Origin of the sequence: Mesorhizobium opportunistum WSM2075, from assembly GCF_000176035.2 — a bacterium.
GTDB classification, from domain to species: domain Bacteria; phylum Pseudomonadota; class Alphaproteobacteria; order Rhizobiales; family Rhizobiaceae; genus Mesorhizobium; species Mesorhizobium opportunistum.
In genome coordinates, this window is sequence record NC_015675.1 from 3,601,043 (window position 1) to 3,625,875 (window position 24,833).

Annotated in this window: 25 protein-coding genes and 2 pseudogenes; 12 read left to right on the plus strand and 15 right to left on the minus strand. The window is 63.2% G+C overall.

The window, feature by feature from the left end; all coding sequences use genetic code 11:
* Nucleotides 1-48 precede the first annotated feature (48 nt).
* The gene (locus MESOP_RS17295) at nucleotides 49-981 is read right to left on the minus strand and encodes an alpha/beta fold hydrolase (protein ID WP_013894627.1); all 933 of its coding nucleotides are present in this window, start codon (nucleotides 979-981) and stop codon (nucleotides 49-51) included.
* 187 nt (nucleotides 982-1,168) lie between these two features.
* On the opposite strand from MESOP_RS17295, the gene MESOP_RS17300 reads away from it, so the two are divergent.
* The 5 genes from MESOP_RS17300 (at nucleotide 1,169) to MESOP_RS17320 (ending at nucleotide 6,699) form a co-directional block, all read left to right on the plus strand.
* Complete coding sequence (locus MESOP_RS17300; RefSeq protein ID WP_013894628.1) at nucleotides 1,169-2,176, plus strand: ribonuclease T2 family protein; 1,008 nt, start codon at nucleotides 1,169-1,171, stop codon at nucleotides 2,174-2,176.
* A 221-nt stretch (nucleotides 2,177-2,397) separates the two neighbouring features.
* Complete coding sequence (gene ettA / locus MESOP_RS17305) at nucleotides 2,398-4,047, plus strand: energy-dependent translational throttle protein EttA (RefSeq protein ID WP_013894629.1); 1,650 nt, start codon at nucleotides 2,398-2,400, stop codon at nucleotides 4,045-4,047.
* Nucleotides 4,048-4,094: 47 nt separating this feature from the next.
* Nucleotides 4,095-4,865 carry a trans-aconitate 2-methyltransferase gene (tam, locus tag MESOP_RS17310; RefSeq protein ID WP_013894630.1) on the plus strand — a complete coding sequence of 257 codons (771 nt, stop codon included), beginning with the start codon at nucleotides 4,095-4,097 and terminating at the stop codon, nucleotides 4,863-4,865.
* 245 nt (nucleotides 4,866-5,110) lie between these two features.
* Nucleotides 5,111-5,446, plus strand: a complete 336-nt coding sequence (locus MESOP_RS17315; protein ID WP_013894631.1) for a hypothetical protein — start codon at nucleotides 5,111-5,113, stop codon at nucleotides 5,444-5,446.
* 131 nt (nucleotides 5,447-5,577) lie between these two features.
* On the plus strand, nucleotides 5,578-6,699 hold the full coding sequence (locus MESOP_RS17320; protein ID WP_013894632.1) for a beta-ketoacyl-ACP synthase III: 1,122 nt from the start codon (nucleotides 5,578-5,580) through the stop codon (nucleotides 6,697-6,699).
* Between the two features lie 21 nt (nucleotides 6,700-6,720).
* Here the strand turns inward: MESOP_RS17320 and MESOP_RS17325 are convergent, their stop codons facing one another.
* The 3 genes from MESOP_RS17325 to MESOP_RS17335 all read right to left on the minus strand — a co-directional run bounded on the left by MESOP_RS17325 (nucleotide 6,721) and on the right by MESOP_RS17335 (nucleotide 8,232).
* Nucleotides 6,721-7,287, minus strand: coding sequence for a methyltransferase family protein (locus tag MESOP_RS17325; RefSeq protein WP_013894633.1), 567 nt, complete (start codon nucleotides 7,285-7,287; stop codon nucleotides 6,721-6,723).
* A 105-nt stretch (nucleotides 7,288-7,392) separates the two neighbouring features.
* Nucleotides 7,393-7,791 carry a VOC family protein gene (locus MESOP_RS17330; RefSeq protein ID WP_013894634.1) on the minus strand — a complete coding sequence of 133 codons (399 nt, stop codon included), beginning with the start codon at nucleotides 7,789-7,791 and terminating at the stop codon, nucleotides 7,393-7,395.
* A gap of 18 nt (nucleotides 7,792-7,809) precedes the next feature.
* Nucleotides 7,810-8,232, minus strand: a complete 423-nt coding sequence (locus tag MESOP_RS17335) for a hypothetical protein (protein ID WP_013894635.1) — start codon at nucleotides 8,230-8,232, stop codon at nucleotides 7,810-7,812.
* A gap of 126 nt (nucleotides 8,233-8,358) precedes the next feature.
* Between MESOP_RS17335 and MESOP_RS17340 the strand changes: the two genes are divergently transcribed.
* Both MESOP_RS17340 and MESOP_RS17345 read left to right on the plus strand, forming a co-directional pair.
* Nucleotides 8,359-9,000: a TetR/AcrR family transcriptional regulator gene (locus MESOP_RS17340; protein WP_013894636.1), complete on the plus strand. Its 642-nt coding sequence runs from the start codon at nucleotides 8,359-8,361 to the stop codon at nucleotides 8,998-9,000.
* Nucleotides 9,001-9,004: 4 nt separating this feature from the next.
* Nucleotides 9,005-9,622: pseudogene (locus tag MESOP_RS17345) on the plus strand (MOSC domain-containing protein).
* A gap of 50 nt (nucleotides 9,623-9,672) precedes the next feature.
* Here the strand turns inward: MESOP_RS17345 and MESOP_RS17350 are convergent.
* Both MESOP_RS17350 and MESOP_RS17355 read right to left on the minus strand, forming a co-directional pair.
* Complete coding sequence (locus tag MESOP_RS17350; protein WP_013894637.1) at nucleotides 9,673-10,515, minus strand: SDR family oxidoreductase; 843 nt, start codon at nucleotides 10,513-10,515, stop codon at nucleotides 9,673-9,675.
* 133 nt (nucleotides 10,516-10,648) lie between these two features.
* The gene (locus MESOP_RS17355) at nucleotides 10,649-11,611 is read right to left on the minus strand and encodes a D-amino acid aminotransferase (RefSeq protein ID WP_013894638.1); all 963 of its coding nucleotides are present in this window, start codon (nucleotides 11,609-11,611) and stop codon (nucleotides 10,649-10,651) included.
* 149 nt (nucleotides 11,612-11,760) lie between these two features.
* Between MESOP_RS17355 and MESOP_RS17360 the strand changes: the two genes are divergently transcribed.
* Nucleotides 11,761-12,270: a hypothetical protein gene (locus MESOP_RS17360; protein ID WP_013894639.1), complete on the plus strand. Its 510-nt coding sequence runs from the start codon at nucleotides 11,761-11,763 to the stop codon at nucleotides 12,268-12,270.
* A gap of 6 nt (nucleotides 12,271-12,276) precedes the next feature.
* Here MESOP_RS17360 and MESOP_RS17365 read toward each other — a convergent pair whose 3' ends face one another.
* Nucleotides 12,277-12,591 (minus strand): DUF2293 domain-containing protein, encoded by a 315-nt coding sequence (locus tag MESOP_RS17365; protein WP_013894640.1) that lies wholly within the window; start codon nucleotides 12,589-12,591, stop codon nucleotides 12,277-12,279.
* Nucleotides 12,588-13,109 (minus strand): tRNA (N6-threonylcarbamoyladenosine(37)-N6)-methyltransferase TrmO, encoded by a 522-nt coding sequence (tsaA, locus tag MESOP_RS17370; RefSeq protein ID WP_049802463.1) that lies wholly within the window; start codon nucleotides 13,107-13,109, stop codon nucleotides 12,588-12,590. The genes MESOP_RS17365 and tsaA overlap by 4 nt, the downstream gene beginning before the upstream one ends.
* A 208-nt stretch (nucleotides 13,110-13,317) precedes the next feature.
* Here tsaA and MESOP_RS17375 point away from each other — a divergent pair, with 208 nt between their 5' ends.
* Nucleotides 13,318-14,340 carry an ArsR/SmtB family transcription factor gene (locus MESOP_RS17375; protein ID WP_013894642.1) on the plus strand — a complete coding sequence of 341 codons (1,023 nt, stop codon included), beginning with the start codon at nucleotides 13,318-13,320 and terminating at the stop codon, nucleotides 14,338-14,340.
* Entirely contained in the window at nucleotides 14,340-15,257 is a 918-nt protein-coding gene (metF, locus tag MESOP_RS17380) for a methylenetetrahydrofolate reductase [NAD(P)H] (protein WP_013894643.1), read from the plus strand. The genes MESOP_RS17375 and metF overlap by 1 nt, the downstream gene beginning before the upstream one ends.
* Nucleotides 15,258-15,626: 369 nt before the next feature.
* Here the strand turns inward: metF and MESOP_RS17385 are convergent, their stop codons facing one another.
* Nucleotides 15,627-16,556: a DMT family transporter gene (locus MESOP_RS17385; RefSeq protein WP_013894644.1), complete on the minus strand. Its 930-nt coding sequence runs from the start codon at nucleotides 16,554-16,556 to the stop codon at nucleotides 15,627-15,629.
* A 223-nt stretch (nucleotides 16,557-16,779) separates the two neighbouring features.
* Between MESOP_RS17385 and MESOP_RS17390 the strand changes: the two genes are divergently transcribed.
* On the plus strand, nucleotides 16,780-18,000 hold the full coding sequence (locus MESOP_RS17390) for an alanine racemase (RefSeq protein ID WP_013894645.1): 1,221 nt from the start codon (nucleotides 16,780-16,782) through the stop codon (nucleotides 17,998-18,000).
* Between the two features lie 76 nt (nucleotides 18,001-18,076).
* Here MESOP_RS17390 and MESOP_RS17395 read toward each other — a convergent pair whose 3' ends face one another.
* Both MESOP_RS17395 and MESOP_RS17400 read right to left on the minus strand, forming a co-directional pair.
* Entirely contained in the window at nucleotides 18,077-19,255 is a 1,179-nt protein-coding gene (locus MESOP_RS17395) for a lytic murein transglycosylase (RefSeq protein ID WP_013894646.1), read from the minus strand.
* Between the two features lie 299 nt (nucleotides 19,256-19,554).
* Nucleotides 19,555-20,355, minus strand: coding sequence for a glycoside hydrolase family 25 protein (locus MESOP_RS17400; protein ID WP_013894647.1), 801 nt, complete (start codon nucleotides 20,353-20,355; stop codon nucleotides 19,555-19,557).
* 258 nt (nucleotides 20,356-20,613) lie between these two features.
* On the opposite strand from MESOP_RS17400, the gene MESOP_RS17405 reads away from it, so the two are divergent.
* Nucleotides 20,614-21,993, plus strand: a complete 1,380-nt coding sequence (locus MESOP_RS17405; RefSeq protein WP_013894648.1) for a serine hydrolase domain-containing protein — start codon at nucleotides 20,614-20,616, stop codon at nucleotides 21,991-21,993.
* 36 nt (nucleotides 21,994-22,029) lie between these two features.
* Here the strand turns inward: MESOP_RS17405 and MESOP_RS17410 are convergent, their stop codons facing one another.
* The 4 genes and pseudogenes from MESOP_RS17410 to MESOP_RS17425 all read right to left on the minus strand — a co-directional run bounded on the left by MESOP_RS17410 (nucleotide 22,030) and on the right by MESOP_RS17425 (nucleotide 24,737).
* The gene (locus tag MESOP_RS17410) at nucleotides 22,030-22,338 is read right to left on the minus strand and encodes a HigA family addiction module antitoxin (RefSeq protein WP_013894649.1); all 309 of its coding nucleotides are present in this window, start codon (nucleotides 22,336-22,338) and stop codon (nucleotides 22,030-22,032) included.
* Between the two features lie 10 nt (nucleotides 22,339-22,348).
* Nucleotides 22,349-22,639: pseudogene (locus tag MESOP_RS33765) on the minus strand (type II toxin-antitoxin system RelE/ParE family toxin); the annotation flags it as partial.
* Nucleotides 22,640-22,758: 119 nt separating this feature from the next.
* Nucleotides 22,759-23,442, minus strand: a complete 684-nt coding sequence (locus MESOP_RS17420; RefSeq protein WP_013894650.1) for a class I SAM-dependent methyltransferase — start codon at nucleotides 23,440-23,442, stop codon at nucleotides 22,759-22,761.
* Nucleotides 23,439-24,737: a BtaA family protein gene (locus MESOP_RS17425; protein WP_013894651.1), complete on the minus strand. Its 1,299-nt coding sequence runs from the start codon at nucleotides 24,735-24,737 to the stop codon at nucleotides 23,439-23,441. Before MESOP_RS17425 ends, MESOP_RS17420 begins: the two co-directional genes overlap by 4 nt.
* Nucleotides 24,738-24,833 lie beyond the last annotated feature (96 nt).

The window sequence follows — 24,833 nt, forward strand, 5'->3', positions numbered from 1 at the left end:
TCAACACCTTGTGCCGCTGTCACGGCCCTTGCGATGGGCCAAACCCTTTCAACCCTTCAGCACGCCGTCGGCCCAGGCGGCGAAGTCGTCCATGATGATGTCGCGGTTGACCTCGTTCAGGCTTTCATGGCGGGTGTCGGCGTAAACCTTTGAAACGAGATTCGAAAAGTCCATCTTGCGCATGCGGTTGGCGAGATTGGTGATGCCCTTGCCATAGTCGGAAGCCGAGTCCTTCTCGCCGCCGACAATGGCGACGGGCAGGTCGCGCCGGATACCGGCAAAGCCGGCGTCCTTGCCGCCATTCAGCGCCATCGAGACCACATCGCGCCACATCGAGATAGAGGCGTCCCAGCCACACAGCGGATCGGCGATGTATTTGGCCACCTCGGCCTCGTCACGCGACAGCCAGTCGAACAGCGTCCGGTGGTTGGGCACCGCCTTGCCCCAGGCCCGGAAGGTGAGTTTCGGCAGCAGGCGCGACGGGACGTCGGAGCCCAGCCGCATCCGTTCCCATGCGAGGATGCCGAGTGCTGCCTGCCCAAGCAGCCCTTGTGAAAAATTGCCGTTCCAGATCGCGGCGGCATGGACGCGGGGCGAATGGGCCAAAAGGTAGTTCAGCGCCACGGACGCGCCCATCGAGTGACCGAAGAGGATGACCGGAAGGTTTGGGCATTCGCTGGCGATGAGATCGTGGATGGCGTCGACATCGGCGATCACCTTGGACGGTCCGTTCTTGTCTGCGAATTTGCCGAGCGGCGCATCGGGCGCCTTGGTCGCGCCATGGCCACGATGGTCGTGGACATAGATGTGGAAACCACGCTCGGCGAGGAAGTCGGCGAAACGGGCATAGCGCGCGGCATGCTCGGCCAGCCCGTGGTTGATGTGGATGACTGCCCTTGGCGGGCCGTCGGCGTGCCTGACCAGGAGATTGAGGTCGGCGCCGGTCGGCGAACGAACCAAGCGCTGCTGGCTGAATGGCATGGCCGCCCGGTCCCCACCCGTGTCCTGTCTGTTACAGCACCTTGTTTGCGCCGGTGCCGGTTTTGCGTCAATCCGCCTTGCCTGCTTTCACACGACGATGTTTCTTGCGTTTGGCCAGCAAAATATCGCAATTCTGACATGGAGACAGCTTCAGTCTGTCGCCCACTTCTTCAGCCGGGGATTTCTCATGCGCATTGGTGTCGTTTTCGGATTGGCCTTGCTGGCGGCATCACTGACTGGTGCCGCGCGTGCCGACGTCAAGATGAGCGGCACCTTCGTCGCCGATGCCTCCTGTCCGGCGACACAGGCCATCAAGAACGGCAAGAACCCCGGCAACGTGTCGACCGATGCCGGAAAGAGCTACCAGTTGCTTGCCGGCAACAAGGACACGCCAACGCACTACCTCATCCAGGTGCCGGGCGCCGATCCGGAGCGCCGGTGGGTGAAGGTTTCCTGCGGTCACCTCTCGGGCAGCAGTGCCGCAACAACGCCGGCAGCACCGGGCGGGCAAGGCAAGCCTGCCGCTTCCGGAAAGCCCGAATATGTCTTCGCTTTGAGCTGGCAGCCGGCGTTTTGCGAGACCAAGTCGAACAAGACCGAATGCAGGGCGCAGAGCCCGAGCGAATTCGACGCCACCAATTTCACCCTGCACGGCCTGTGGCCGCAGCCCAACGGCAATTTCTATTGCCAGGTGCCGGCGAGCGACAAGGCCAATGACAATCCCGGTCACTGGAAGGATCTTCCGCCTGTCAATCTGGACGCGGGCACGCGCGCGGAGCTCAACAAGGTCATGCCGGGCACGGCTTCCCAGCTCGAGCGGCATGAATGGATCAAGCACGGCACCTGCTACGGCAAGACCCAGCAGGAGTATTTTTCCGACGCGCTCGGCCTGATGCGACAGGTGAACGGCTCTCCGGTGCGTGATCTCTTCGCCAAGAGCATCGGCGGCAAGCTGACGGCGGACCAGATCCGCGGCGCTTTCGACACCGCGTTCGGCGCTGGGGCGGGGGACCGCGTGCGCGTCTCCTGCGTCATCGATCCGTCGAGCGGCAGGCGGCTGATCGGCGAACTGACGCTCGGCCTTGCCGGCCCGATCGGCCCGAACAGCTCGCTCAAGGATTTGCTGCTGGCCTCGGTGCCGACCAACAAGGCCGGTTGCCCGACCGGCACCGTCGACGCGATCGGGTTCCAGTGACGGGCTGTCGCCGCGCCAGTGGAAGGGTTAACCGGAGATTTCCGCACGCCGACGACCGGTGGAAGACTTAACGGCCGGCACACATTGTCCGTGTTGCCGGCTTGATCTGGCAAAAGCGATTGCCGTTCGCCGCCGCATCGCCTACATAGCGGCCAACCTCCATTCAATTCGACAAATCCAGTCAGTTTTTCTGGGCCAGTCAATTTTCAGGGAAAGCGCGCGTGGCACGCCAGTTCATCTATCACATGGCCGGCCTCAACAAGGCCTACGGCACCAAGAAGGTGCTCGAGAATGTCCATCTGTCCTTCTATCCCGACGCCAAGATCGGCATTCTGGGCCCCAACGGCGCCGGCAAGTCGACGATCCTCAAGATCATGGCCGGCATCGACAAGGAGTGGAGCGGCGAGGCGTGGCTCGCCGAAGGCGCCACCGTCGGTTACCTGGCGCAGGAGCCGGCGCTCGACCCGAAGAAGACGGTGTTCGAGAACATCATGGAAGGCGTCGCCGCCAAGACCGCCATCATCGAACGCTACAACGAATTGATGATGAACTATTCCGACGAGACGGCCGACGAGTCGGCCAAGCTCCAGGACGAGATGGACCGGCTGAACCTGTGGGATCTCGAACAGCAGGTCGAGATGGCCATGGAAGCGCTGGGCTGCCCGCCCAAGGATTCGGAAGTCACCAAGCTTTCGGGCGGCGAGCGCCGCCGCGTCGCGCTCTGCCAGTTGCTGCTGCGCCAGCCCGACCTTCTGCTGCTCGACGAACCGACCAACCATCTCGACGCCGAAACCACGGCGTGGCTGGAAAAGCATCTGCGCGCCTATCCGGGCGCCGTGATGATCATCACCCACGATCGCTACTTCCTCGACAATGTCACCGGCTGGATCCTCGAACTCGATCGCGGCCGCGGCATTCCCTATGAGGGCAATTACACCAAATATCTCGAAGCCAAGGCCAAGCGCCTCAAGCAGGAAGGCCGCGAGGACGACGCCCGCCAGCGCGCCATCGGCCGCGAGCGCGAGTGGATCCAGTCGAGCCCGAAGGCCCGCCAGACCAAGTCCAAGGCGCGTATCCAGGCCTTCCAGGACCTGTTGGATGCAGCCGACAAGCGGCGACCGAGCGATACCCAGATCGTCATCCCGCACGGTGAGCGGCTCGGCAATGTGGTGATCGAGGTCGACGGCCTGTCCAAGGGCTTTGGCGACACGCTGCTGATCGACGGACTGGAATTCAAGCTGCCGCCAGGCGGCATCGTCGGTGTCATCGGCCCGAACGGCGCCGGCAAGACGACCCTGTTCCGCATGATCACCGGCCAGGAAAAGCCCGATGCCGGCACGATCCGCGTCGGCGAGACGGTCAAGCTCGGCTATGTCGACCAGAGCCGCGACGCTCTCGATCCGTCGAAGACCGTCTGGGAAGAAATTTCGGGTGGCGCCGAAGTGGTCAAGCTCGGCAAGTTCGAGGCCAACACCCGCGCCTATTGCGCGTCGTTCAACTTCCGTGGCGGCGACCAGCAGCAGAAGGTCGGCAACCTCTCCGGCGGCCAGCGCAACCGCGTGCACCTGGCCAAGATGCTGAAAACAGGCGGCAATGTGCTGCTGCTCGACGAACCGACCAACGATCTCGATACGGAAACGCTGGCGGCGCTCGAAGACGCGCTGGAAAATTTCGGCGGCTGCGCGGTCATCATCTCGCACGATCGCATGTTCCTGGACCGTCTGGCGACGCACATCCTCGCCTTCGAGGGCGACAGCCATGTCGAATGGTTCGAGGGCAATTTCGAGGATTACGAGCAGGACAAGATCCGCCGGCTCGGCCCCGAAGCCGTCAACCCACACCGTATGACGTATAAGAGGCTGACGCGGTAAGGGGATCGTAGGGGCGGCGATTTCTCAGCACGACATGAGGAGCTCGAATGGCTGACTGGTCCGCCGCCCAATATCTGAAATTCGAGGATGAGCGCACGCGGCCCGCGCGGGATCTGGTTGCGCAAGTGCCGGTCGATTTCCCACGCCGGATCATCGATATCGGCTGCGGGCCGGGCAACTCGACCGAATTGCTGGTCGAGCGCTGGCCGGATGCCGAGGTGCGCGGCTTCGACACCTCTCCCGACATGATCGAAAAGGCGAGGGCGCGCGTGCCCAACGTGACCTTCGATCTGGCCGATGCCGCGACATGGAAGCCGGCCGAGCCGGTCAACGTCATCTTCGCCAATGCGGTGTTCCAGTGGCTGCCGACGCATCCGGCGGTGTTCCAAAGACTGATGGGCTTTCTGGCGCCCGGCGGCGCGCTGGCTGTGCAGATGCCCGACAATATGGCCGAGGAATCACATCGGCTGATGCGGGAAACAGCCGCTGAAGTGCGTTTTGCGGCAAAGATAGAAAACGCGGCGCGTGCGCCACTGCCGCCGGTGTCGTTCTATTACGACCTTTTATCGCCGCACTCCGATCGGCTCGATATCTGGCATACCGTCTACAACCATCCGCTGGCCGATGCCGAGGCGATCGTCGAATGGGTGAAGTCGACCGGGCTGAAGCCGTTCCTCGATCCACTTGAGGCGGACGAGCGCAAGGTGTTCCTCGACAGTTACACGGCCAAGATCGCCAAGGCCTATCCAAAGACCGCGAACGGCAAAGTGCTGCTGCGCTTCCCGCGTATATTCATCGTCGCCAAGCGGGCCGGCTAGGGCGTGTTGATATTCAGGTGATGCCGGCCTGCAAACGGCGGCTTCCTGCGCTTCCGGTGCTCGCGTACGAAAAGTACGCTCCGCTCCGGTTCTCGGAAACCACCATTTTCGGCTCGGCCTGACCTGAATCTCGACACGCCCTGGGAAAGAATTACCCACTTCAGTCGCAGCCGATTGACCCGGTTTCGCCGCCATGCGCAATTCAACGCGTTGGATCAAAATGCCCGCGTGGCAGGGGGTGAATGATGACGTTGATGAAAGTGCTTTACGGTGCTGGCGTGTGCGCGGCGGCGCTGCTGGCGTTCTCGGTTTCGGCGGAAGCCAAGCGGGCGCGCTGCTTCACCAGCGATGACGGCTATTTTCCATGCAGCTACAGGGCGATCGACGATGCGGGCAGTTTCCGCATCTCGGCGCCGGGCTATCCGACCTATGTGCTGGAGATCGACGGGCCGGGCTTTGCCTATGGCTATGTCAATCTCGGCCGCCGCAACGTGCCGTTGCCGGGACAGTATGTGCGCAGCCGCGATGACGGTGCGTGCTGGAACAACCCGCAGACCAACACCAAGCTCTGCGCCTGGTGAAACCCTGGTTTACGCCGGCGTAAACCTTTGGTTTAAGCCGGCGTAAACCCGCCTGATGAGAAAAGGGTTGCGCCGAAGCGCTTCGGCGCCCACATGAAGCCGCAACGCCTGCGGATGGGACGGACTGAAATATGCATCGCGTCATCATCAGCGGCATCGGCGCTGAAATCCCTGAAGCCGTCATCACGAATGAAGAGCTGGTCGAGAGCTTCAACAGCTGGGTCGACACGGAGAACGCGCGGCGCGAGCGCACCGGCGAGACCTTGCTGCAGAAGTCCGACAGCGATTTCATCGTCCATGCCTCCGGCGTGCGCTCCCGTCATGTGATCGAGCGCGAAGGCATTCTCGATCCGACCCGTATGACGCCGCGCATTCCGGCACGTCCGGACGATGCGCTGTCGCTGGAGGCCGAGTTCGGCATCGCCTCGGCCAGGAAGGCACTCGACCATGCCGGGCTGCAGCCATCCGACATCGACCTGATCATCTGTTCGGCCTCGCATCACCAGCGGCCCTATCCGGCGATCGCCATCGAAATGCAGGAGGCCCTGGGTACGAAGGGCGCCGGCTTCGACATGGGGCTTGGCTGTTCGTCCGCCGCGGCGGCGCTTCACATGGCCGTCAATCTGGTGCGCTCGGGCGCGCACAAGCGCATTCTGGTGACCACGCCGGAAATCATCACCGGCCATCTCAATTTCCGCGACCGGCAGACGCACTTCATCTTCGGCGACGCCTCGGTGTCGATGGTGGTGGAGGGGCTTGCCCAAGGCGAGAAGCGGCCGGGACGCTTCGAGGTGCTCGACACCCGCATCTGGACGCAAATGTCGAACAACATCCGCACCAATCTGGGCTATCACACCCGCACCGCCCAGGACGATCCCTACATGATCAACCTGGAAGGCAATTTGATCAAGCAGGTCGGCAACAAGGTGTTCAAGGAAGTCACCGTCGCCGGGCAAAAGTTCATCGTCGAATTCCTGGCCGAGCACGGGCTGACGCCGCAGGCGATCAGGCGCTTCTGGCTGCACCAGGCCAATGCGCGCATGAACGCGATGATCCTGAAACTTTCGTTCGGCCACGATGTCGATCACGATCGTGCGCCGATGGTGCTGGAGCGCCTGGGCAATACGGCGGGCGCCGGCGCCATCGTGGCGCTGTCGGAGAACCATGCCGACATGAAGCCCGGCGATTTCGGCCTGATCTGCGCGTTTGGCGCGGGCTATTCGATCGGCGGTGCGCTGATCAGGATGCTCTGACGTCCAGGGCGCTCCGCCGCGTCAGGCTGGTGCGAAGGGCACCAGCATCGGCACTCGCCCGGCGTAATCGTCATAGGCGGTTCCGAGTTCTGTGCGCAGGAAACGCTCCTCGAGCTTGGCCTTCATGACGATGCCGATGGTCAAAAGGATGGCGCCGACGACGCCCCAGACGGTGCCTTTCGTCGCCATGGTAGCCAGGATTCCCAGGAGCAGTCCGGTGTAGATCGGGTGGCGAACGAGGCCGTAAGGCCCGGTGTCGATGACGCGGTGCTCAGCCTTGGCGGTGACCGTTCCCGACCACAGCCGGCCAAGGTGCAGCCGCGCCCACCATGAGAAGGCGAGGCCGATGGCGATCAGCGCGACGCAGGTCCAGGCCATGGCGAGGTTGGGAAACCACAGGCGAAAACGGCCGACATAGTTATGCGCCGGAATGAACAGCAGGATTGTGCCGAATATCAGCACGGCGCGGTACGGCGCCTCCGCCTGAAAGCCGGCGCGCTTCATTGCCGGGGCGGCCCAGAGCGCCGCAGCGGCCCACGATACCGCCCAGATCAACCAAAGCAGCGCGATTGCCGTGCCGGGGCGCATCACGAACCTCCGTCAATTTATCTGGACGTTACCATGAGGCCGGCTCGGCGCGGCAGCAATGCGGCGCTGGTTCCATTTCCAGTAAGAAGATCGTGATCCTCGGCCTCATTCGCCCGAACAGCTGAACATCCACTGCACGCCAAAGGCGTCGACCAGCATGCCGAAAAAGGTTCCCCAGTATTGCCTTGCCAGGGGCACGGTGATCCGTCCGCCTACGGCCATGCGGGCGAACAGCTCCCGCATGACGGCCAGATCATCGAACTCCAGCATCATTGCGGAGCCCTTCATCGGCTCCGCATCGTCATTGTCGGAGGCATGGAACAGGACACCCGGACCTTCAAACCGCGCATGCAGAATTTTTCCGCGCATCGCTTCGGTCCGCACCGGCATGTCGTTGTCGCCCCAGCGCAGCAGGATCGTCCCCCGGCCAAGACCGCATTGTTCGTAGAAGGCCAATGCCGATTCGCAGCCGGTGGTGAAGAACAGCGAAGGGGAGAGCCGCATCTTGTCGCTCCTGCCAGGTCAATGCGCCGCTGCGGTGGCGGCTGCGATGAGCGCGTCGCCTGAATATTGCCTGTCACCAATGCCCCAGCCGCCGTCGGGCGCGTTGACGATGTTGATCCAGGTGTTTTCAGGTCTGTGGTCCGGCACGCAGAACTCGGCGACAATCGCGGCGGCGGCGGAGATGAAGTCCTTGCGGGCTTCGACCGAGCCAAGGCCGATGTTCGGCAATTTCAGCTCGACCATGACGACCGGCCGATTGGCACCACCGGCATAGATGTGGTGAGGCGGCAAAATGTGGACCGTGCCGCCGACGATCGCGGTGAAGAAGGAATTGCCGGTGGCACCGGAGGCTTCGATGAGGGCGGCGCTGAGGCGTGGCAGGATTTGGCGCTCTCCGGCCGGGGTCAGTACGCCTTCGGGAGCGGTCACGGTGATTGGCATTCGGGCTCTCCTCGTCCTCGGGTTGCACGGCCTTGCCGGTCGGATTGTCTTCCCGGCTTGCCATGTTTCGTATCGATTGGTACGCTATGCGTCGGAGGCCAGTCAACAGGTTTCGTATCGATCGCTATGGATAATTTGGAAAAGCCGCGCGGCGGCAGGCCGCGTGCGTTCAATGCCGATCGGGCACTGGATGCGGCGATGCACCTGTTCTGGGAGCATGGCTATGAGGCGACGTCGCTGGCCATGCTGCGCGAGGCGATGGGGCTGACGCCGCCGCAGATTTACAACGCCTTCACCGACAAGGAGACCTTGTTCCGCAAGGCGCTGACGCGCTACCACCAGACCGAGATCGGCTTTGCGCTGGATGCGCTGAGCGCGCCGGTGCCGACGCGGGAGGCGATCCGGCGGTTGCTGCTCGGCGCGGCGGAGGCCTATTCCAGGCCCGGCAAACCCGGCGGATGCCTGTTCGTCAGCGGTGCGTTGGCGGCCTCGCCGCAGGCGCAAGCCATTGCGGATGAACTCAAGGCCTATCGCAAGGCGAGCGAAGCGGCGATCGCGGAACGATTGGCCAAGGGCAGGGCGATGGGCGACTTTCCTGAAGCTCTCTCGGTCGAGGGCTTTGCCAAATACCTCGCCGGTGTCATGAACGGCATGTCGATCCAGGCGCGGGATGGCGCGTCGGTCGAAGAGTTGCGTATTTTGGCCCAAACCGCTCTTGCGGCTCTGCCGGCCGAAGGGCAAAACCAGGGCGTGTCATCCAAGGACTGAAGCCATGCTGGATCTCTTCCCCGAGGCCGAAAAGCCGGTCGAAATCATCCCGGCAAAGAAGCTCTCCGCACACGCGGCCGCTCTCTATGTCGCGCCGTCAGATCATTTCGAGATGCGTCCGGTGGAGGAGTTGCGGCTGGGCTTCGACGGCATATCGGGTGATTTCCACGCAGGCGCGACGCGACGCTCGGGCGGCCGCGAGCCTTGGTATCCACGCGGCACCGAAATGCGCAACGAACGGCAGCTGTCGATCGTGGCCGTGGACGAACTCGCCATCGTCGCCGAACGGATGGGATTGGCCCAGATCAAGCCGGAATAGATCGGCGCCAATCTGGTGATCGAAGGCGTGCCGCATCTGTCGATGCTGCCGGCCGGCACGCTGCTGTTCTTCAAGGGCGGCGTGACCCTCAAGGTCGACGCACAGAACGGACCGTGCCGCATCGCCGGCCGGTCGATCGCCGAACATGCCGGGATGGCCGACATCGAAGCCGGTGCGCTGTTGTTCCCGAAGGCGGCCAAGCGCCTGCGCGGCGTGGTCGCCTGGGTGGAAAAGCCCGGGACGATCAGGGCCGGCGAAGAGATTTCGGCGCGGGTGCCGGAGCAGTGGATCTATCCCACCTAGATCGGGAACGGTGCGGCTGCGCAGCCCTTGGCCGCGCAGCCGAGGCCCTGTCAGGCAGCCTTGCGGTTCTTCTTGGCGCCTTGCGCCATGATGGAAACCTCATCCCACTTTTCCCAGGTGGCGAGGCGGTTGGCGTATTCCTGGCGGATCATCGGCAGGCCGCCGTCGCCGAAGAATACCCTGAGCGGCGGCTCGGCGGCGTCGACGATGGCCAGCATCGCCGGGCCTGTCGCCTCGGGATCGCCGGCGACCGAGTTGGCGCGGCGCTCGGCCATCTTGGCGCGGACAGGCGCATAGGCTTCGATCGCCTGGGAGACCTTGGCCGACGGGCCGGCCCAGTCGGTGGAAAAACCACCCGGCTCGACCAGCGTGACATGGATGCCGAATTCCGCGACCTCGATGCTCAGCGACTGGCTGAAGGCTTCCAGTGCCCATTTCGAGGCGTGGTAGAGGCCGAGCGAGGCAAAGGCGTTGACGCCGCCGATCGACGAGATCTGGATGATGTGGCCCGACCGCTGCGCCCGCATGATCGGCAGTGCGGCCTGCGTGACCCAGAGCGCGCCGAACACGTTGGTTTCGATCTGGTCGCGGGCTTCCTGCTCGCTGACTTCCTCGATGGCGCCGAAATGGCCGTAGCCGGCGTTGTTGATGACGACGTCAAGCCGGCCAAAGCGCCTGTGCGCTTCGGCAATCGCGGCATCGACGGCTTTCTTGTCGGTGACATCGAGCTTTATCGCGGCGATGTTGTCGCCATATTTCTCGACGAGATCGGCGAGCGTGCCGGCATCGCGGGCCGTTGCGGCAACGCGGTCGCCACGCGCCAACGCGGCCTCGGCCCAGACGCGGCCAAAGCCCTTCGACGATCCGGTGATGAACCAAACCTTGTTTGTCATGATGTGGAATCCTTGCCCCTGCGGGCGCAATTTTCGGGTGAAAGCGGAGGCTTCTCCGCTTTCGGGCATATACGGCCTATCCCGCGATTTTCCAGAGGCGAGGGGGAAACTTTTTTGAATGAGATGTCTGGCGTCAGCGATAATTCACCGCACTCGACCACGCCGGATCGTCGTGCTTTTGCCAATAGAGCGCCATCAGCCGGCTGGTGACCGGCCCGACCTTGCCGTCGGAGATCACAGCGCCGTCGATCTCCGTCACCGGCATGATGCCGCCTGCGGTCGAGGTGATGAAGACCTCGTCGGCTTCGCGCAGCGCGGCGACACTGACATCGGCGGCCGTCACGGCAAGGCCTGACTCGGCACAGAGATCGAACACGGTGCGCCTTGTGATGCCCGGCAGCACGCCGATGGCCGGCGTCGACAATTTGCCTTCCTTGACGCAGAAGACGTTGAAGCCCGGGCCTTCGGCGACGTTGCCGTTGAAGTCGAGAACCAATGCGGTCTCGGCGCCGCGGTCATAGGCATCGTAGAGGCCGCGCACCAGGTCGAGCCAGTGGTAATTCTTGATCGCCGGGTCGATCGAGACCGGCGGAATGCGCACCTTGTCGCTGATGGCGACGCGCAGGCCGCGCCGCAACTGCTCGGCATTGGCGACGGAGCCGAACGGCACGGCGAACGCCATGAAGCGGTTGATCGCCTGGCGCGGGTCGCGGCTGAAGCTCGGCGAGGCGCCGCGCGTGCACAGCATTTCGACATAGGCGGCGCGATGGCCCGACAAGGCCACGCAATCGTGCAGGATCTCGGCTACGCCGTCGCGGTCGAAGGGTATCGTCATGCGCAGTTTTTCCAGCCCGCCGAAGAAACGGTCAAGATGCAGGTCAAGGCGGAAGAAGCGACCGTCCCATACATGCACCGTGTCGTAGGTGGCGTCGGAATGCAGGAACCCCCAGTCCAGCACCGATACCTTGGCTTGCGACATCGGCAGATATTGGCCGTCGAGAAAGGCGATGCCGTCGGGATAGGAATGCGGGTCAACGTGATGCTCGCTGACCGCGGGCAGCGGCTTCGAATTCTCTATTGCCGTCGTCTGGCTCATCGGGGCCTCCTGTCGCGCAAGGCGGAATCCGCAGGCTATCGGCCCCGGACAGAAGGCATAGAGCCAGGCGCCCGACGCTGTTCGTCCTCGTGGCCGATACATCAGGCTGGAATTGCCTTATAGTCGCGGTGCTGAGATGGAGCGGGAAAATGGGCAGGCTCGAGATCGTTGTCGCGGCTTTGTCGATTTTCGCCGCAGCCGGCGAAGCCAGCGCGCAGTGCGTGAAAGAGGGCGGCGAACTTTGCCAAGGCGGCCAGACCTATCGCTGTGAGAAGACGGGCAGCGAACTGACGCCGATCTTCCAGAACCTGCCTTGCGCGGCGAGCATGCCGGCGCCGACGCTGACCGGCACCTGGGTCGGCAACGGCCACCAGAGTCCGGCGGGCGACGCCGGCGCCGACTGGTCGATCGCCATGAGGATTGGCGATGGCAGCGGGTCGATCGACTATCCCTCGCTCGGCTGCGGCGGATCATTGTCTCAAACCTCCAGGGATGACGGCTCGGCGGAGTTCCACGAGAGCATCACCTACGGTCAGGACAAGTGCATCGACGGCGGCGATATCACCGTCCGGTTTTTCAAGGCAAAACTGTCCTGGACATGGGTCGGCCACGCCGATGGCCGACCATACAATGCCGTCGCCGTGCTGACGCGCCAATAGCCGGTCTCATTCGTCCTCGTCGTCGGCATCGAGCAGGCGGGTGGCGCGCCAGCGGGTTAGCACCACGTTGGTCTGTTCGATGACGAAAAAACGCGCCGAGTCGCGGTCATAGCCGTCGGTCAGCAGTTTTTCGTAATCGGTGTGCATATGGCGGATATGGGCAATCGCGGCCAGCCACACCGCGATCGACGGCGGCAAGGTTTTCATATGCACCGAGCCGGCATCCGTGCGGATCTTCTCCATGTCGGCGTACGGCGCCAGCGGCAGAAGCGCTGTCAGCGCCTTGGCGATGGCGCGGCGGCGGCCTGTCGGCGCGGTCATCGCTGACTCCGATTGGGTTCCTCGCGTCCCTCAACGGTCGCCTCGGCAATGGCATCGGTCGAGGCGAAGTAAGGCTTGATGTCGATGACCGGCGTGTCGTCGAGCACATCGATGGCGTCGAGATCGATACGCCCAGTGGCGATGTCGAGTCCCACGAGCCGCGCCACATGCAGGCCGACCGGATTCGGGCGGGCAGGGGAGCGCAGGCCGAATACGCCTTTGGCTTCAGCCGCATGGCGCGGTTTCTGCACAATCAGATTCCGCGGCGCGTGATGCAGCCAGGACAGGATGACGACGTGGCTGGCCCGCTCCAGGCCGCGCAGGCCTTCGCGATAAGGCGCATCGATGGTGAGCATGGCGGGCTGTCCGGTCTCACGCGCAGCGCGCATGTTCTTCGGGCAGCTTTCCCGCGTCGTCCATGGCGAGGTGATGCGGCCGATGAAGACGACGCCGGCATCGGGCGGCATTGCTGCCGGATCATGGTCCAGCCTCCGCTCGCCTTCTCGTGTCTCGAACATCTCACGCGGTCCGGTCATTCTACCCATCTCTTGCTGGTGCATGTAATCGCCCCAAAACCGTTGCGCACTTTTGGGCGATATGCGCCAGGAAATCACGCATGCGGCATTTTCTTGTCCGGAAGCGACATAGCGCTTGCAAGGTTTTGAAAATCGACATAAACATATGTTTATATCTTTTTCAAAGTGAATAGCTGAAAAGAATACGCTGATGCACGTTTCACTCGACACCATGGTGGACACATTGAAGGCGGCGGCCGAATCCAGCCGCCTGCGCATACTGGCATTGTTGTCGCGCGGCGACCTCACGGTTTCCGATCTTACCGAAATTCTCGGCCAGTCGCAGCCGCGTGTCTCCCGGCACCTGAAGCTGTTGCTGGAGGCAGGGCTGATCGGCCGCTACCAGGAAGGCTCGTGGGCCTTCTTTCGCCTGTCGGATGCGGATTCCGCGCGTGATTTCGTCATGGGTCTGGTGTCGGGCATTCGCGGCGCCGATCCGCAAGTCGAGCGCGATCTGGAGCGGCTGGCCTCGGTCAAGCGCAAGCGGCAGGATCGCGCCACCGAGTATTTCTCGGTGAACGCGGCGAGCTGGGACCATATCCGCTCGCTGCACGTGCCGGACCGCGCAGTCGAGGCTGCCATGCTGAAGCTGGTCGGCAGGCGGCCGTTCCAGTCGATGCTCGATCTCGGCACCGGCACCGGGCGGCTGCTCGAAATCTTCTCGCCGCTCTACCGGCGCGGCATCGGCATCGACATGTCGCGCGAGATGCTGACGGTGGCGCGCGCCAATCTCGACAAGGCCGGCGTTTCGAATGCGCAGGTGCGGCAGGGTGACATCTTTTCGCCGCCGGTCGAGCGCGACGCCTTCGATCTCGTCACCATCCATCAGGTGCTGCATTATCTCGACGATCCGGCCCGCGCCATCCACGAGGCGGCGCGGCTGTTGCGGCCCGCTGGCCGGCTGGTCATCGTCGACTTTGCACCGCACACGCTGGAGTTCCTGCGCGAAGAGCATGCCCACATGCGGCTCGGCTTCTCCGACCGGCAGATCGGCGAGTGGTTTGCCGAGGCCGGCCTCGACCTCGAGGACGCCCAGGAGTTCGAGCCGCGCGGCGGCAACGAGGCCAGGCTCACGGTAAAACTCTGGCTTGGCCGCGACCGGCGCCTGCTGATCGCCGATCCCGCCAATGACAGTCAGCAGACCAAAGTGACCTCGATAGGGGAAATCGCCTGATGAACCAGTTCCGTTTTTCCCGCCGCCCCGACATTGGCGACAAGGTCCGGGTTTCGTTCGAATTCTTCCCGCCGAAGTCCGACGAGATGGAGGCAAGGCTCTGGGACACGGTCACGCGGCTGGAGCCGCTGAAGCCGAAGTTCGTCTCGGTGACCTATGGCGCCGGCGGCTCGACGCGTGAGCGGACCGCGCGCACCATCAGCCGCATCCTGCAGGAAACGAGCCTGACGCCGGCTGCGCACATGACCTGCGTGGATGCCGCCCGCCATGAGGTCGATGCGGTCATCCAGGAATTCGCCGACATGGGCGTGAAGCGCTTCGTCGCCTTGCGCGGCGATCCGGCCGCGGGCGTCGGCACGGCTTACCGTCCGCATGCGGACGGCTATGCCAACGGGGCTGAGCTGGTCGGGGCGCTGAAGAGCGCCGGCGACTTCGACATCTCGGTCTCGGCCTATCCGGAAAAGCATCCGGAAAGCCCTGACTTTGCCACCGACATCGACATGCTGAAGCGCAAGGTCGACAATGGCGCGACGCGGGCGATCACCCAGTTCTTCTTCGACAACGATCTCTACGAACGCTATGTCGAGCGCGCGCGCCGCGCCGGCATCTACATCCCGATCGTTCCCGGGATCTTGCCGGTGCACAATTTCACCCAGGTCGCTAATTTTTCGGCGCGCTGCGGTGCGCTGGTGCCGGCATGGCTGGCCGAGCGCTTCGACGGCCTGCAGAACGACCCGCAGACGCATGCGCTGGTGGCGTCAGCCGTGGCCGCCGAACAGGTGCTGGACCTGGTCGAGCGCGGGGTGGGCGACTTCCATTTCTACACCATGAACCGGGCCGACCTGGTGTTCGCGATCTGCCACATGATCGGCATCCGTTCGCATGAGGCCGAGGTGGCGGGGTCGGCCGCGGCATAGGCACGCTGAATAGCAAAAGGCCGGGTAAAAACCCGGCCTTTCGAATTGTCTGGACTATTTGGTGCTGGTCTTCCCCGGTTTGGCGGGTTCAGGGAAGGACGCCCATAATGAGGGCGCCGATGAAAGCAAACGCAGCACAGATCATCAATGCGTTGATTGGCCTCGTAAGTCCCATGACATAGCCTCCTCTTAAAGAGCTATGAGTGGGAGTCTAGGTTCATTTGTGCCACAGGCAAGCGGAAAATGTGCTGCATTGCGACGTAATTGTGGAATTTGCGACCCCGGTTTGCCGTTAGGCTTTGAAACTCCTGCGCAAAAACCCGCTGCAGGTCTGTGAATAAATTGTGGCGACGGCGTGTCGTTGCTGTGTCATGGCAGCGCTACCCTTTTGACAAATAGCCGCCCATCGATGGTGACAAGGCCAAGCCCGATCAACACCACGCCGCCGATCTCGAACAGTTCGAGCCGTTCCCCGAGGAACATGAAACCGAGCAGCATGGCGCTGGCCGGCACGACGAGCGTGACCAGCGAGGCGTTGGTGGCCCCGGCCGAGGCGACGAGGTTGAAATAGAGGATGTAGGCGAAGGCGGTGGACAGCAGCGCCAGCGCAAAGACGGCTGTCCATACCGGCGGCGAGGCCGAGAACAGGCCGGCCGGGCCATGGGCGAAGAGCACGATCGGGATCATGATGATGGTCGAGGCGGTCATCTGTCCGGTGGCGATGACCGGTGAAGGCACGCCCTTGAAGCGGCGTGCGACCATCAGGGCGACGCCATAGGACAGCGAAGCCCCGATCAGCGCGAATTTGGCCCAGACCGGGCCGCCGAGCCCGGCGAGCAGGCCTGGTCCGATCATCACCGCGGTGCCGGCGACGCCAAGCGCAATGCCGGCAAGCTTGTTCCAGGAGAGCTTCTCGTCCGATGTCAGCGCATTGGCGAGGATCAGCGTCCAGAACGGCGTGGTGGCATTGAGCACCGAGGCGACACCGGCGCCAAGTTTCGTCTGGCCGGCAAAGATCAGCGAGAAGGGGACGACGTTGTTGGTGAAGGCCAGCAGGAAGAACAGGCCGGCGTGGGGTAGGGCGAGGCGAAAGGAGGGGCCGCGCAGGCCGAGATAAAGCTGCAGCGCGATCGCGGCGATGGCGACGCGAAACAGCACCAGCACCAGCGGGTGAAGTTCCGCCACCGCTATGCGGGCGAAGAAGAACGAGCCGCCCCAGATCGCACCGAGCAGCAGCAATTGCCCCCAGTCGGCTAGCGTCATCGGTCCGCGTGGCGGTGCTGTCGCGGCCATTGCCATGTGAATCATCCTCCCCCAAGACGGGCTGAAATGCCGGTCTGAATCCCGACCGGTCAGGCAGATGGCATATCGGGTTCGGCGGCAAGGGCCACCCGAAACCTGATCGATGGCAAACGCTGCCCCAAAACTAGAGTCGCTGCGCCGGGCGCACGAGACACAGAATTGTTTTCATTGGCCGCTAGCTTGGATTAATTGTGCGCAGGCCGAAGTCGAGGATTCGTCAATGCAGCGATTCGAGAATGCCCGCGAGGCGGCCCTGGCACTTCGCCCGGACGATCCGGTCTATTGCTTCCGCCCGCAGGTGCTCAAGGCCGACGCCAGGCAGTTCATGGGCATGTTTCCCGGCAAGACCGCCTATGCGGTCAAGACCAATGGCGAGCAGATCGTGCTGAAGACCCTGGTCGAGGCCGGTGTCACTGCTTTCGACGTTGCATCGCCGGGCGAGTTTTCCGCCGTCCGCGCCGTCTCGCCCGATGCCGAGATGCTCTACATGCACCCGGTCAAGGCGCAGTCGGACATCAAGCTGGCGCTCGAGAAATACGCCATCCGCGTCATCTCGCTCGACCACGAGGACGAGATCACCAAGCTGACGCGCGTTGTGCGGGCGCTCGATATCGATCCGGGTGCGATCAGCGTGTTCGTGCGCATCCAGACGAAAGGATCGGCCGCCTACGAGCTGTCGAAGAAGTTCGGCGCTGGACCGGCTTATGCAGTCGAGCTCGCCGAGCGGCTGAACCGCACCGGCTACAAGGTTGGGCTTTGCTTCCATGTCGGCAGCCAGATCGAGGATCCCGACACCTATGAGCGGGCGCTGGCCTCGGCGGACTGGGTGCGCAACCGGCTGACCTTCGATATTGCCGGGCTGGATGTCGGCGGCGGTTTTCCCGCTGAATACGGCCACGATCCCAACCGCAAGCAGATCGAGATGCCGTCGCTCGGCCAGATCATGTCGCGGCTTTCCGGCGACCTGAAGGAGTACCAGTTCGACCAGATTCCATTGGTGGCCGAGCCGGGCAGGGTGATCGTGGCGCGCTGCCTGTCGCTGATCGTGCGGGTGCTGTTGCGCAAGGGCAAGCGGCTCTACATCAATGACGGCATCTGGGCGTCGCTGTCTGATTCATGGACCGGCAAGATCACGCTGCCGGCCCGTTTCATTCCCGATCCGGCGATCCGTTCGCGCAATGGCGAGGAAAAGAACATCGTGCCGTTCAAGGTCTGCGGCGCGACCTGCGATTCCGTCGACATCCTGTCCAGGCCGTTTTGGCTGCCGGAAACCGTCGACACCGGCGACTGGATCGAGATCGGCCATATCGGCGCGTACTCGCTGTCGCTAAGGACCCGCTTCAACGGGTTCTATCCCGACACCTTCGTCGAGGTGGCGACGCCGTTCGATGAGGGCGACGCGCCGCAGGGCTTTGCCAGTTTGGAGACGATGGCGGATTAGCGAATAGGGAATAGTGAGTAGCGAATAGGGCATTATCTTCCTCGCTACTCGCTACTCGCTACTCGCTACTCGCCATTCACAACTTTCCCAAAAGCTCGGGTGTCGGCCAGCCGTCCACGGGCAATCCCAGCCGCATCTGCTCCTTGCGGACGGCTTCGCGGGTGTTGGTGCCGAGGATGCCGTCGACCGTGCCGACATCGTAGCCCCTGGCTTCGAGCTTGGTTTGCAGTGCCTTCATCTGGTTGTTGTCGAGGCCTGGTTCGGGACTGCGCGGATCAAGCGGCTGTGCGCCGTCGAGCCTTGCCGCGAGGTTGGCCGCGGTCAGCGCATAGGTGAAGGACTGGTTCCATTCGAGATAGACGTCGAAATTGTCGTAGGTGAGGAAGGCCGGGCCCTTGCGGCCCATGGGCAAAGCGAGGCCAGCCTTGAGACCCTTGTCGACGAGCGGCGAGCCGTCGGGATTGGTGATGCCCCACTGCGCCCACTGTGTCAGCGGCAATTTGTTGGTGCGCCCGGTCTGGTCCCACGGCATCTCGTCGGGCACGCGCACTTCCTGGATCCAGGGCTCGTCGCGCTTCCAGCCGCGCGACAGCACCTTGTTGGCCGTGGTCATGATCACGTCGGGCACGCTGCCGCGCAGGTCGATCTTGCCGTCGCCATCGCCGTCGACGCCGCGGGCCAGATAGTCCGAAGGCAGGATTTGGGTCTGGCCGATCTCGCCGGCCCAGGCGCCGGTGACATCGGCCGGCAATACGCCGCGATCGATCAGCTCCAGCAGCGGCACGAGTTGCTGCCGGAACAGTTGCGGGCGGCGGCAATCATGCGACAGCGTGACCAGCGCGCTCAACGTGTGGAAATCGCCCTGCACGGCGCCGAAGTCGGTCTCCAGCGCCCAGAAAGCGGTGATGACCGGCGCCTGGACGCCGAACTGCTGGTCGGCGCGGGCGAAGATATCGGCGTACTTCTTCATGTTCGCCGCACCTTGCTTCAGCCGGTAGGCCGAGATCATGCGGTTTGAGAATTGAACGAAGGTCTGGGTGAAGACGCCCTGGGCGCGGTCGCGCGCCAGCGCTCTCTCGTCGAAGTTGGCGTCTTCAAGCGCATCTAGGCCGACAGGGCCGACGCCTGCCGCCTTGGCCTCGGCCGCGACGCCCTGCTTCCAGGTTTCGAAGTCGCCGCCGCATTCCTGCGCCACCGCCGGCAAGGCCATGGCGCACAGGAACAGCGCCGCGAGGGCTTGAGAACGCAGTCGCATCGGCTTCCTTTCGAAACGAAGAGGGGTAATGTGGTGGCTTGCCGGTAAGCCCAACGCCCTGAATTACCGGCGGTTGCACTCATTACCGCTGGCTGTGTCGAAAAGCAGGCGGCAGGCCCGGTGTCAACGGTTCTTCTGCCGCAGCCCGTTATAGAAGGTGGTTCGTTGCCGTTGAACCCGGTTCAACGGCAACTCCGCCGGAGTGATTTGATCCAAGGCGTTGCTGCCGTTGAACCCGGTTCAACGGAAACTCTACTGGAGTGATTTGATCCAAGGCGTTGCTGCCGTTGAACCTGATATCAACGGGTGTTCTGCCGCAGCCACTTGTTCCAGGCGGCCTCGCTGCCGTTGAACACATTGATGTCGGACTTGCCGGTCATGCCGGGAACGATGCCTGTGCCGGTATACTGCCAGAAGGTGAAGGGGTGGCTGCCGTACTTCTCGCGCGGATGGCCGGCGACGGAGCGCAGCCAGTAGGGATAGCCGCGGAAGGTCGACAGTTCGTTGTCGTCGAAGAAATCGACCGAGGTGTAGATGATCGGCTTCTTGCCGTAGTGCCGCTCGACGATTTCGAGGAAGGTGCTCATCTCCGCGCGCACCGTGGCCGCGTCCGGGCGCAGCCTGCAGGTCGGCGATTTCGGGTTCCATTCCATGTCAAGGACCGGCGGCATCGAGGAGCGGTCGACGGGGACATTCTGGATGAACCAGCGCGCCTGGACGGCCGCCGGCGTGCAGAAGTAGAAGAAATGATAGGCCGCGCGTGGGATGCCCGCGGCTCTGGTGCGCGCCCAATGCTCGTTGAAATATTCGTCGAAGCGGTCGCCGCCCTCGGTCGCCTTGATGAAGGCGAAGGAAATGCCGCTCGCCCTGGCTGCCGGCCAGTCGACCGAGGCCTGGTACTTGGAGACGTCGGTGCCATGAACGGCATAATTCCACGGCGCCCCGCTGTCCCATTCATGCGGCTTGGAATCGCCGAAGCGCGGCGCGCGTACGGCGACCGTCGCACTGCCGGGCGCGGACGGCGACAGCGGCGACAGATCGTCCACGGTCGAGCAGGCGCCTAGCAGCGTCAGCATGAAAAGAGCCGCAAGACGGCGCATCACAACTTCCAAGCCGGATTCAGCCGGTCGCTGATGGGTTGTTGTTGCGGGGTGACCTCAGTGCCTTGGTCGGCACGTGTCAGCCCTCAGGAGATCGCCCCACAGCATCTCCTGATTCTCCAGTGATCGCCGATCATGGTTGATAACAGGTTGATGGCGCTCGACAAGAACCTCGATTTTGCCGAAGCAATGGCGGCAAATCGATGACATAAATCGAGCCGGAAGTGACCGGGCAGCTGAAGAGCAGGGACCGAAAAGATGCGGATCGTCGTCAAGATCGTCAAATGGCTGCTTGGCCTGATCGTGCTGGCGGTCGCCGCTTTGTTTGCCTGGCTTTATATCGCGCCGCCGGAATTGATCCGCGTCGGCTCGGGCTATTCGGCCAAGATCGTCTGCTCCAATGTCTTCATAGCCGGGCGCGACCCCAACGAGGTGCTTGCCGTCGACGTGCAGGCGCCGGGCCACCCACTGCTGCGGCTGATGCGGGTTTCGGTCGACAAGAACCGCGGTACCGTTTCCGCTGGTTTGCTCGGCTTCCTCGGCAAGAGCGTCGCCGTCGCCCGCGACGGGCTGGGCTGCGCCTCCGTTCCGGACGGCGATGTCGGCAAGGCGCGGCGCACGGCCGTCCATGTCGAGCCCGCCGCGACCAGCCGGGACACGCTGTGGCCGGAGGGCGAGCGGGTCGACGCTTCACAGGATCCAGTGCTTAGCAAGCTGCTCGACGATGCGGCGCTGACCGGCGCCGGCATGCGGGCGATCGTGGTGGTCAAGAACGGCCGCGTCGTCGCCGAACGCTACGGCGACGGGTTTTCGGCCAAGACGCCACTGCTCGGCTGGTCGATGACCAAGACGGTGAATGCCGCCATCATCGGCACGCTGATCAAGGACGGCAAGATGACCATCGACAACAAGGGCCTGTTCGCGCCGTGGAAGACAGATGGCCGCGCCGCGATCAGCCTTGCCGACATGATGGCGATGTCGAGCGGGCTGGAATTCAACGAGGATTACGGCGACGTCGCCGATGTCACGCGCATGCTCTATCTCGAACCCGACATGGCAAGCTTTGCCGAATCCAAGCCGCTGACTGACGAAGTCGGCAAGGTGTTTTCCTATTCGAGCGGCACGGCGGTGATGCTGTCGCGGCTCTGGCAGGACGCGATCGGCGACAAGGCCAAGGCGCTGACACTGCCGCGCAGCGCGCTGTTCGAGCCGCTCGGCATGCACAGTGCGGTGCTCGAAACCGATGAGCAGGGCACATTCGTCGGCTCGTCCTATCTCTACGCCACCGCGCATGACTGGGCGCGCTTCGGCCAGTTCCTGCTGCAGGGCGGCGTCTGGAACGGTAACCAGATCCTGCCGGCCGGCTTCGTCGACTGGATGCGCGAACCAGCACCGGCGTCCAATGTCTACGGCAAGGGCCAGTTGTGGATCGAAGCACCCGGCGACGAGGAGAAGCCTGGCGCTGGTGTCGCAGCGGGCCTGCCCAAGGACACTTACTGGATGCAAGGTCATGACGGGCAGACCGTCACCATCATCCCGTCCGAGCAGTTGGTGGTGGTACGGCTCGGCCTGACGCCTGCCAAGCTCGGCTACCGCCCGCGGACGATGGTGGGAGCGCTGGTGAAGGCATTGCATTAGAACGCGGCGGGGCCGCCGGTCGCCTCAAAGTCCTGTCTATGCAGCCGTCGCCAAAGGCTTGGCGCGATCGACACGCGCGCGCTCGTCGGGCGAATTCATAACCGCCCAAAGATCGCTGCGGCGTTGGACGTTCAACCAGAAGTCCGGACTGTTGCCAAACACCCGCGCCAAAATGAGCGCAGTCGCCGCCGTCACACTGCGGCGGTCGTTGCACAATTCGTTCACATGCTTGCGTTGAACGCCCATCGCGTCGGCCAAAGCTGCCTGTGTCAGGCCAAGCGGCTGCATGAATTCTTCCGAGAGAATTTCGCCAACCGTTGCCGGCTTGCGTGCAGTCATCAACATGTCTCACCTCATAACCGTGGTCGTCGAAATAGATGTCCGACGCCTCACCGCGGCCGCCATCCCAGCGGAAGACCAGCCGCCATTGCTTGTTGACGCGGATGGAATGGAAGCCTTCGAGATTGCCGCGCAACTTCTCGAAATGATTGCTGGGTGGCACACGCAAATCCTGATCGACCATCGCGTCGTCAATCATCTGGAGCTTGCGGAACAAGCGGCTTTCGAGGTCGGACGGAATATTGCGGGAGTGGGTATCTTCTACGAAAAAAGCCCGCAGCCATCCGTCCCTAAAGCCGACGATCATCACATGCTTCCAGCAGCATGGAGATAATGTACCACTCCTTGGGTCATCAGGCAATCTATCTTGCTGGGCGCGGTAGCTATCGTCTCACTGAGGGGATTGATCCCGATGGCTGTTATTTTTCAAATGGCGATCTTGATCACAGCCAGCCAGGCATAGCCGCGATAAAGGGTGCGAAAATGGAAGCTTGCATCGGTTCGCCGGGATTGCGATTCCAGCACCTCGCGCAACGACTCACGTGGCGTGACGTGGAATTTTCTGAGCCAGCCGCGCAGCAACGTCCGGAACCAGCCGGGCAGGCCTTCCTGCTGGCCGAAGTCGACAATATGCAGTGAGCCTGTCGGAGCAAGCGCTGCAAGTGCCGCCGACACCGTCTTCTCCCAGCCGGGGATCATCGACAGCGAATAGGACACGAAGACGCGGTCGAAGCGTTCGGTTTCGAAGAGCGCGCCGGCATCGAAATCGGTGGCGTCGCCTCTTGCCAGCGTGACGCGGTTGGACAGGCCTTCGCGGTCGATCGCCTTGCCGGCCGTCTCCAGCATTTCGGATGAGATGTCGAGGCCGAAGAAGCGGGCGTCGGGATAGCGACGGGCGGCCAGAATGATGTTGCGGCCGGTGCCGCAGCCGAGTTCCAGCACGCTGCCGCCTGCTGGAACATCCAGCCCCGCGATCAGCCGATCGCGGCCGAGCAGGTAATATTTGCGGGTCAGGTCGTAGATGTGGCGCTGCCAGCGGTAGACGCCGTCCATCAGTTCGGCATGGTTGGCCTTGAATTCGGGGCTGGCCGGCAGTTCCGTCGTGCTCATGCCGGACGCTTCACATAGAGGTGGAAGCCGCCATAGATGGCCGAGCGGTCGCGGGCCGAGAAGTCGCGCGATGCCTCGTTCTGGTAGTCCCATTGGTCGAGCAACGAAGTGGAGACGCGGCCCGGCAACAGGCTGGGCTCGGCGGCGGTGCGGAAGATGACGCGGGCGCCGGTGGAGGCGGTGCGGGTGATTTCCGACCACAGTGCATTGAGCTGGTCGTCGGTCATCCAGTCCTGGGCGTCGAGCAGGATGAAGCGGTCGACGGTGCCGGCATCCTTGCCGGCCAGGAACTCGATCAGATTGGCATGGTGGATGGCGACGCGATCGATGTTGCCGCGGATGGTGTCGTAGTTATGCTTTTCCAGATAGGCGGGCAGGGCGGCTTCGCCGGGCTCGGGATAGCGGCGGGCGAAAGCCTGCCAGGCGAAATAATTGTTTTCCAAGGGAAAATCGCAGGCGAGTTTTTCCAGCCGGGCCTTCAGCACGCTGGCCATTGTGCCGTCGCCGGAGGTGATCAGGGAATCGTACTGCGCCGGCGGAATGCCGAGGCCGAACAGCGAGGCCTTGCGCGAGGTCGCCCATTTCAGAAGCTTCCTGTCGAAGACCGGCGCCAGTTCCTCGTTGAAGAAGCGGCGCTGTTCGCCGATGTTGCGGGCCTGCATGATGCCCGCTGGGTCGACGCCGAAGAATTTCGCCGTGCGGTGTCCCATGGCGATGAACAGGCCGAGCAGGCCGGTCTGGTAGAAGTTGCGGTCGAAAACGCCGATGCGCCTGATGCCGCGCCAGTTGCGGCGCTCCCAATAGTGACGGCTGACGGGGTCAAGATGCGGCGCGATGAAGCGGTCGTAGGCTTCCGAATTGTGGCGGGTGTCGGCGGCGCCGAAGAAGCGGAACAGATCGCCTTGCGAGGGCAGACGACGCACCGCCTCCAGCTTCATGCGGTTCAGCGCGATGTGGGCAGCGTTGAGGTCGACGGCGTCGACCCTTGCCGGCGAGCGGGTGAGGTAGGCCAGAATGTTGCAGCCGCCCGAGGCGATGGTGACGACGCGGTGGCCTTGGCCAAGCTGCATGGCCTCCATGTCGACATCGGGGTCTTCCCAGATCTGCGGATAGACGAGGCCGGAAAACAGGAAGGCGAACAGCCGCTCGGAAATGCCGGCTTTCGAAAGCGGGCGGTTCTGGTAGACGGCCTTTCCAACTTCCTTGCCGCGGCGAAAAACCAGATCCGAGGAGACGTCCGTCATGGCCAAGTGATTCCCCATTTGCTTTGCCGCAAGCGGGTAACCCAGGGTCATGACAGGCCGGTGACAGTCGGTTGACGGGGGTTCAGGCCTTCAAATCCGATGAGAGGCGAAGCCGACGCGGCGCAGGCCCCGTTATCTCGTTGAGAT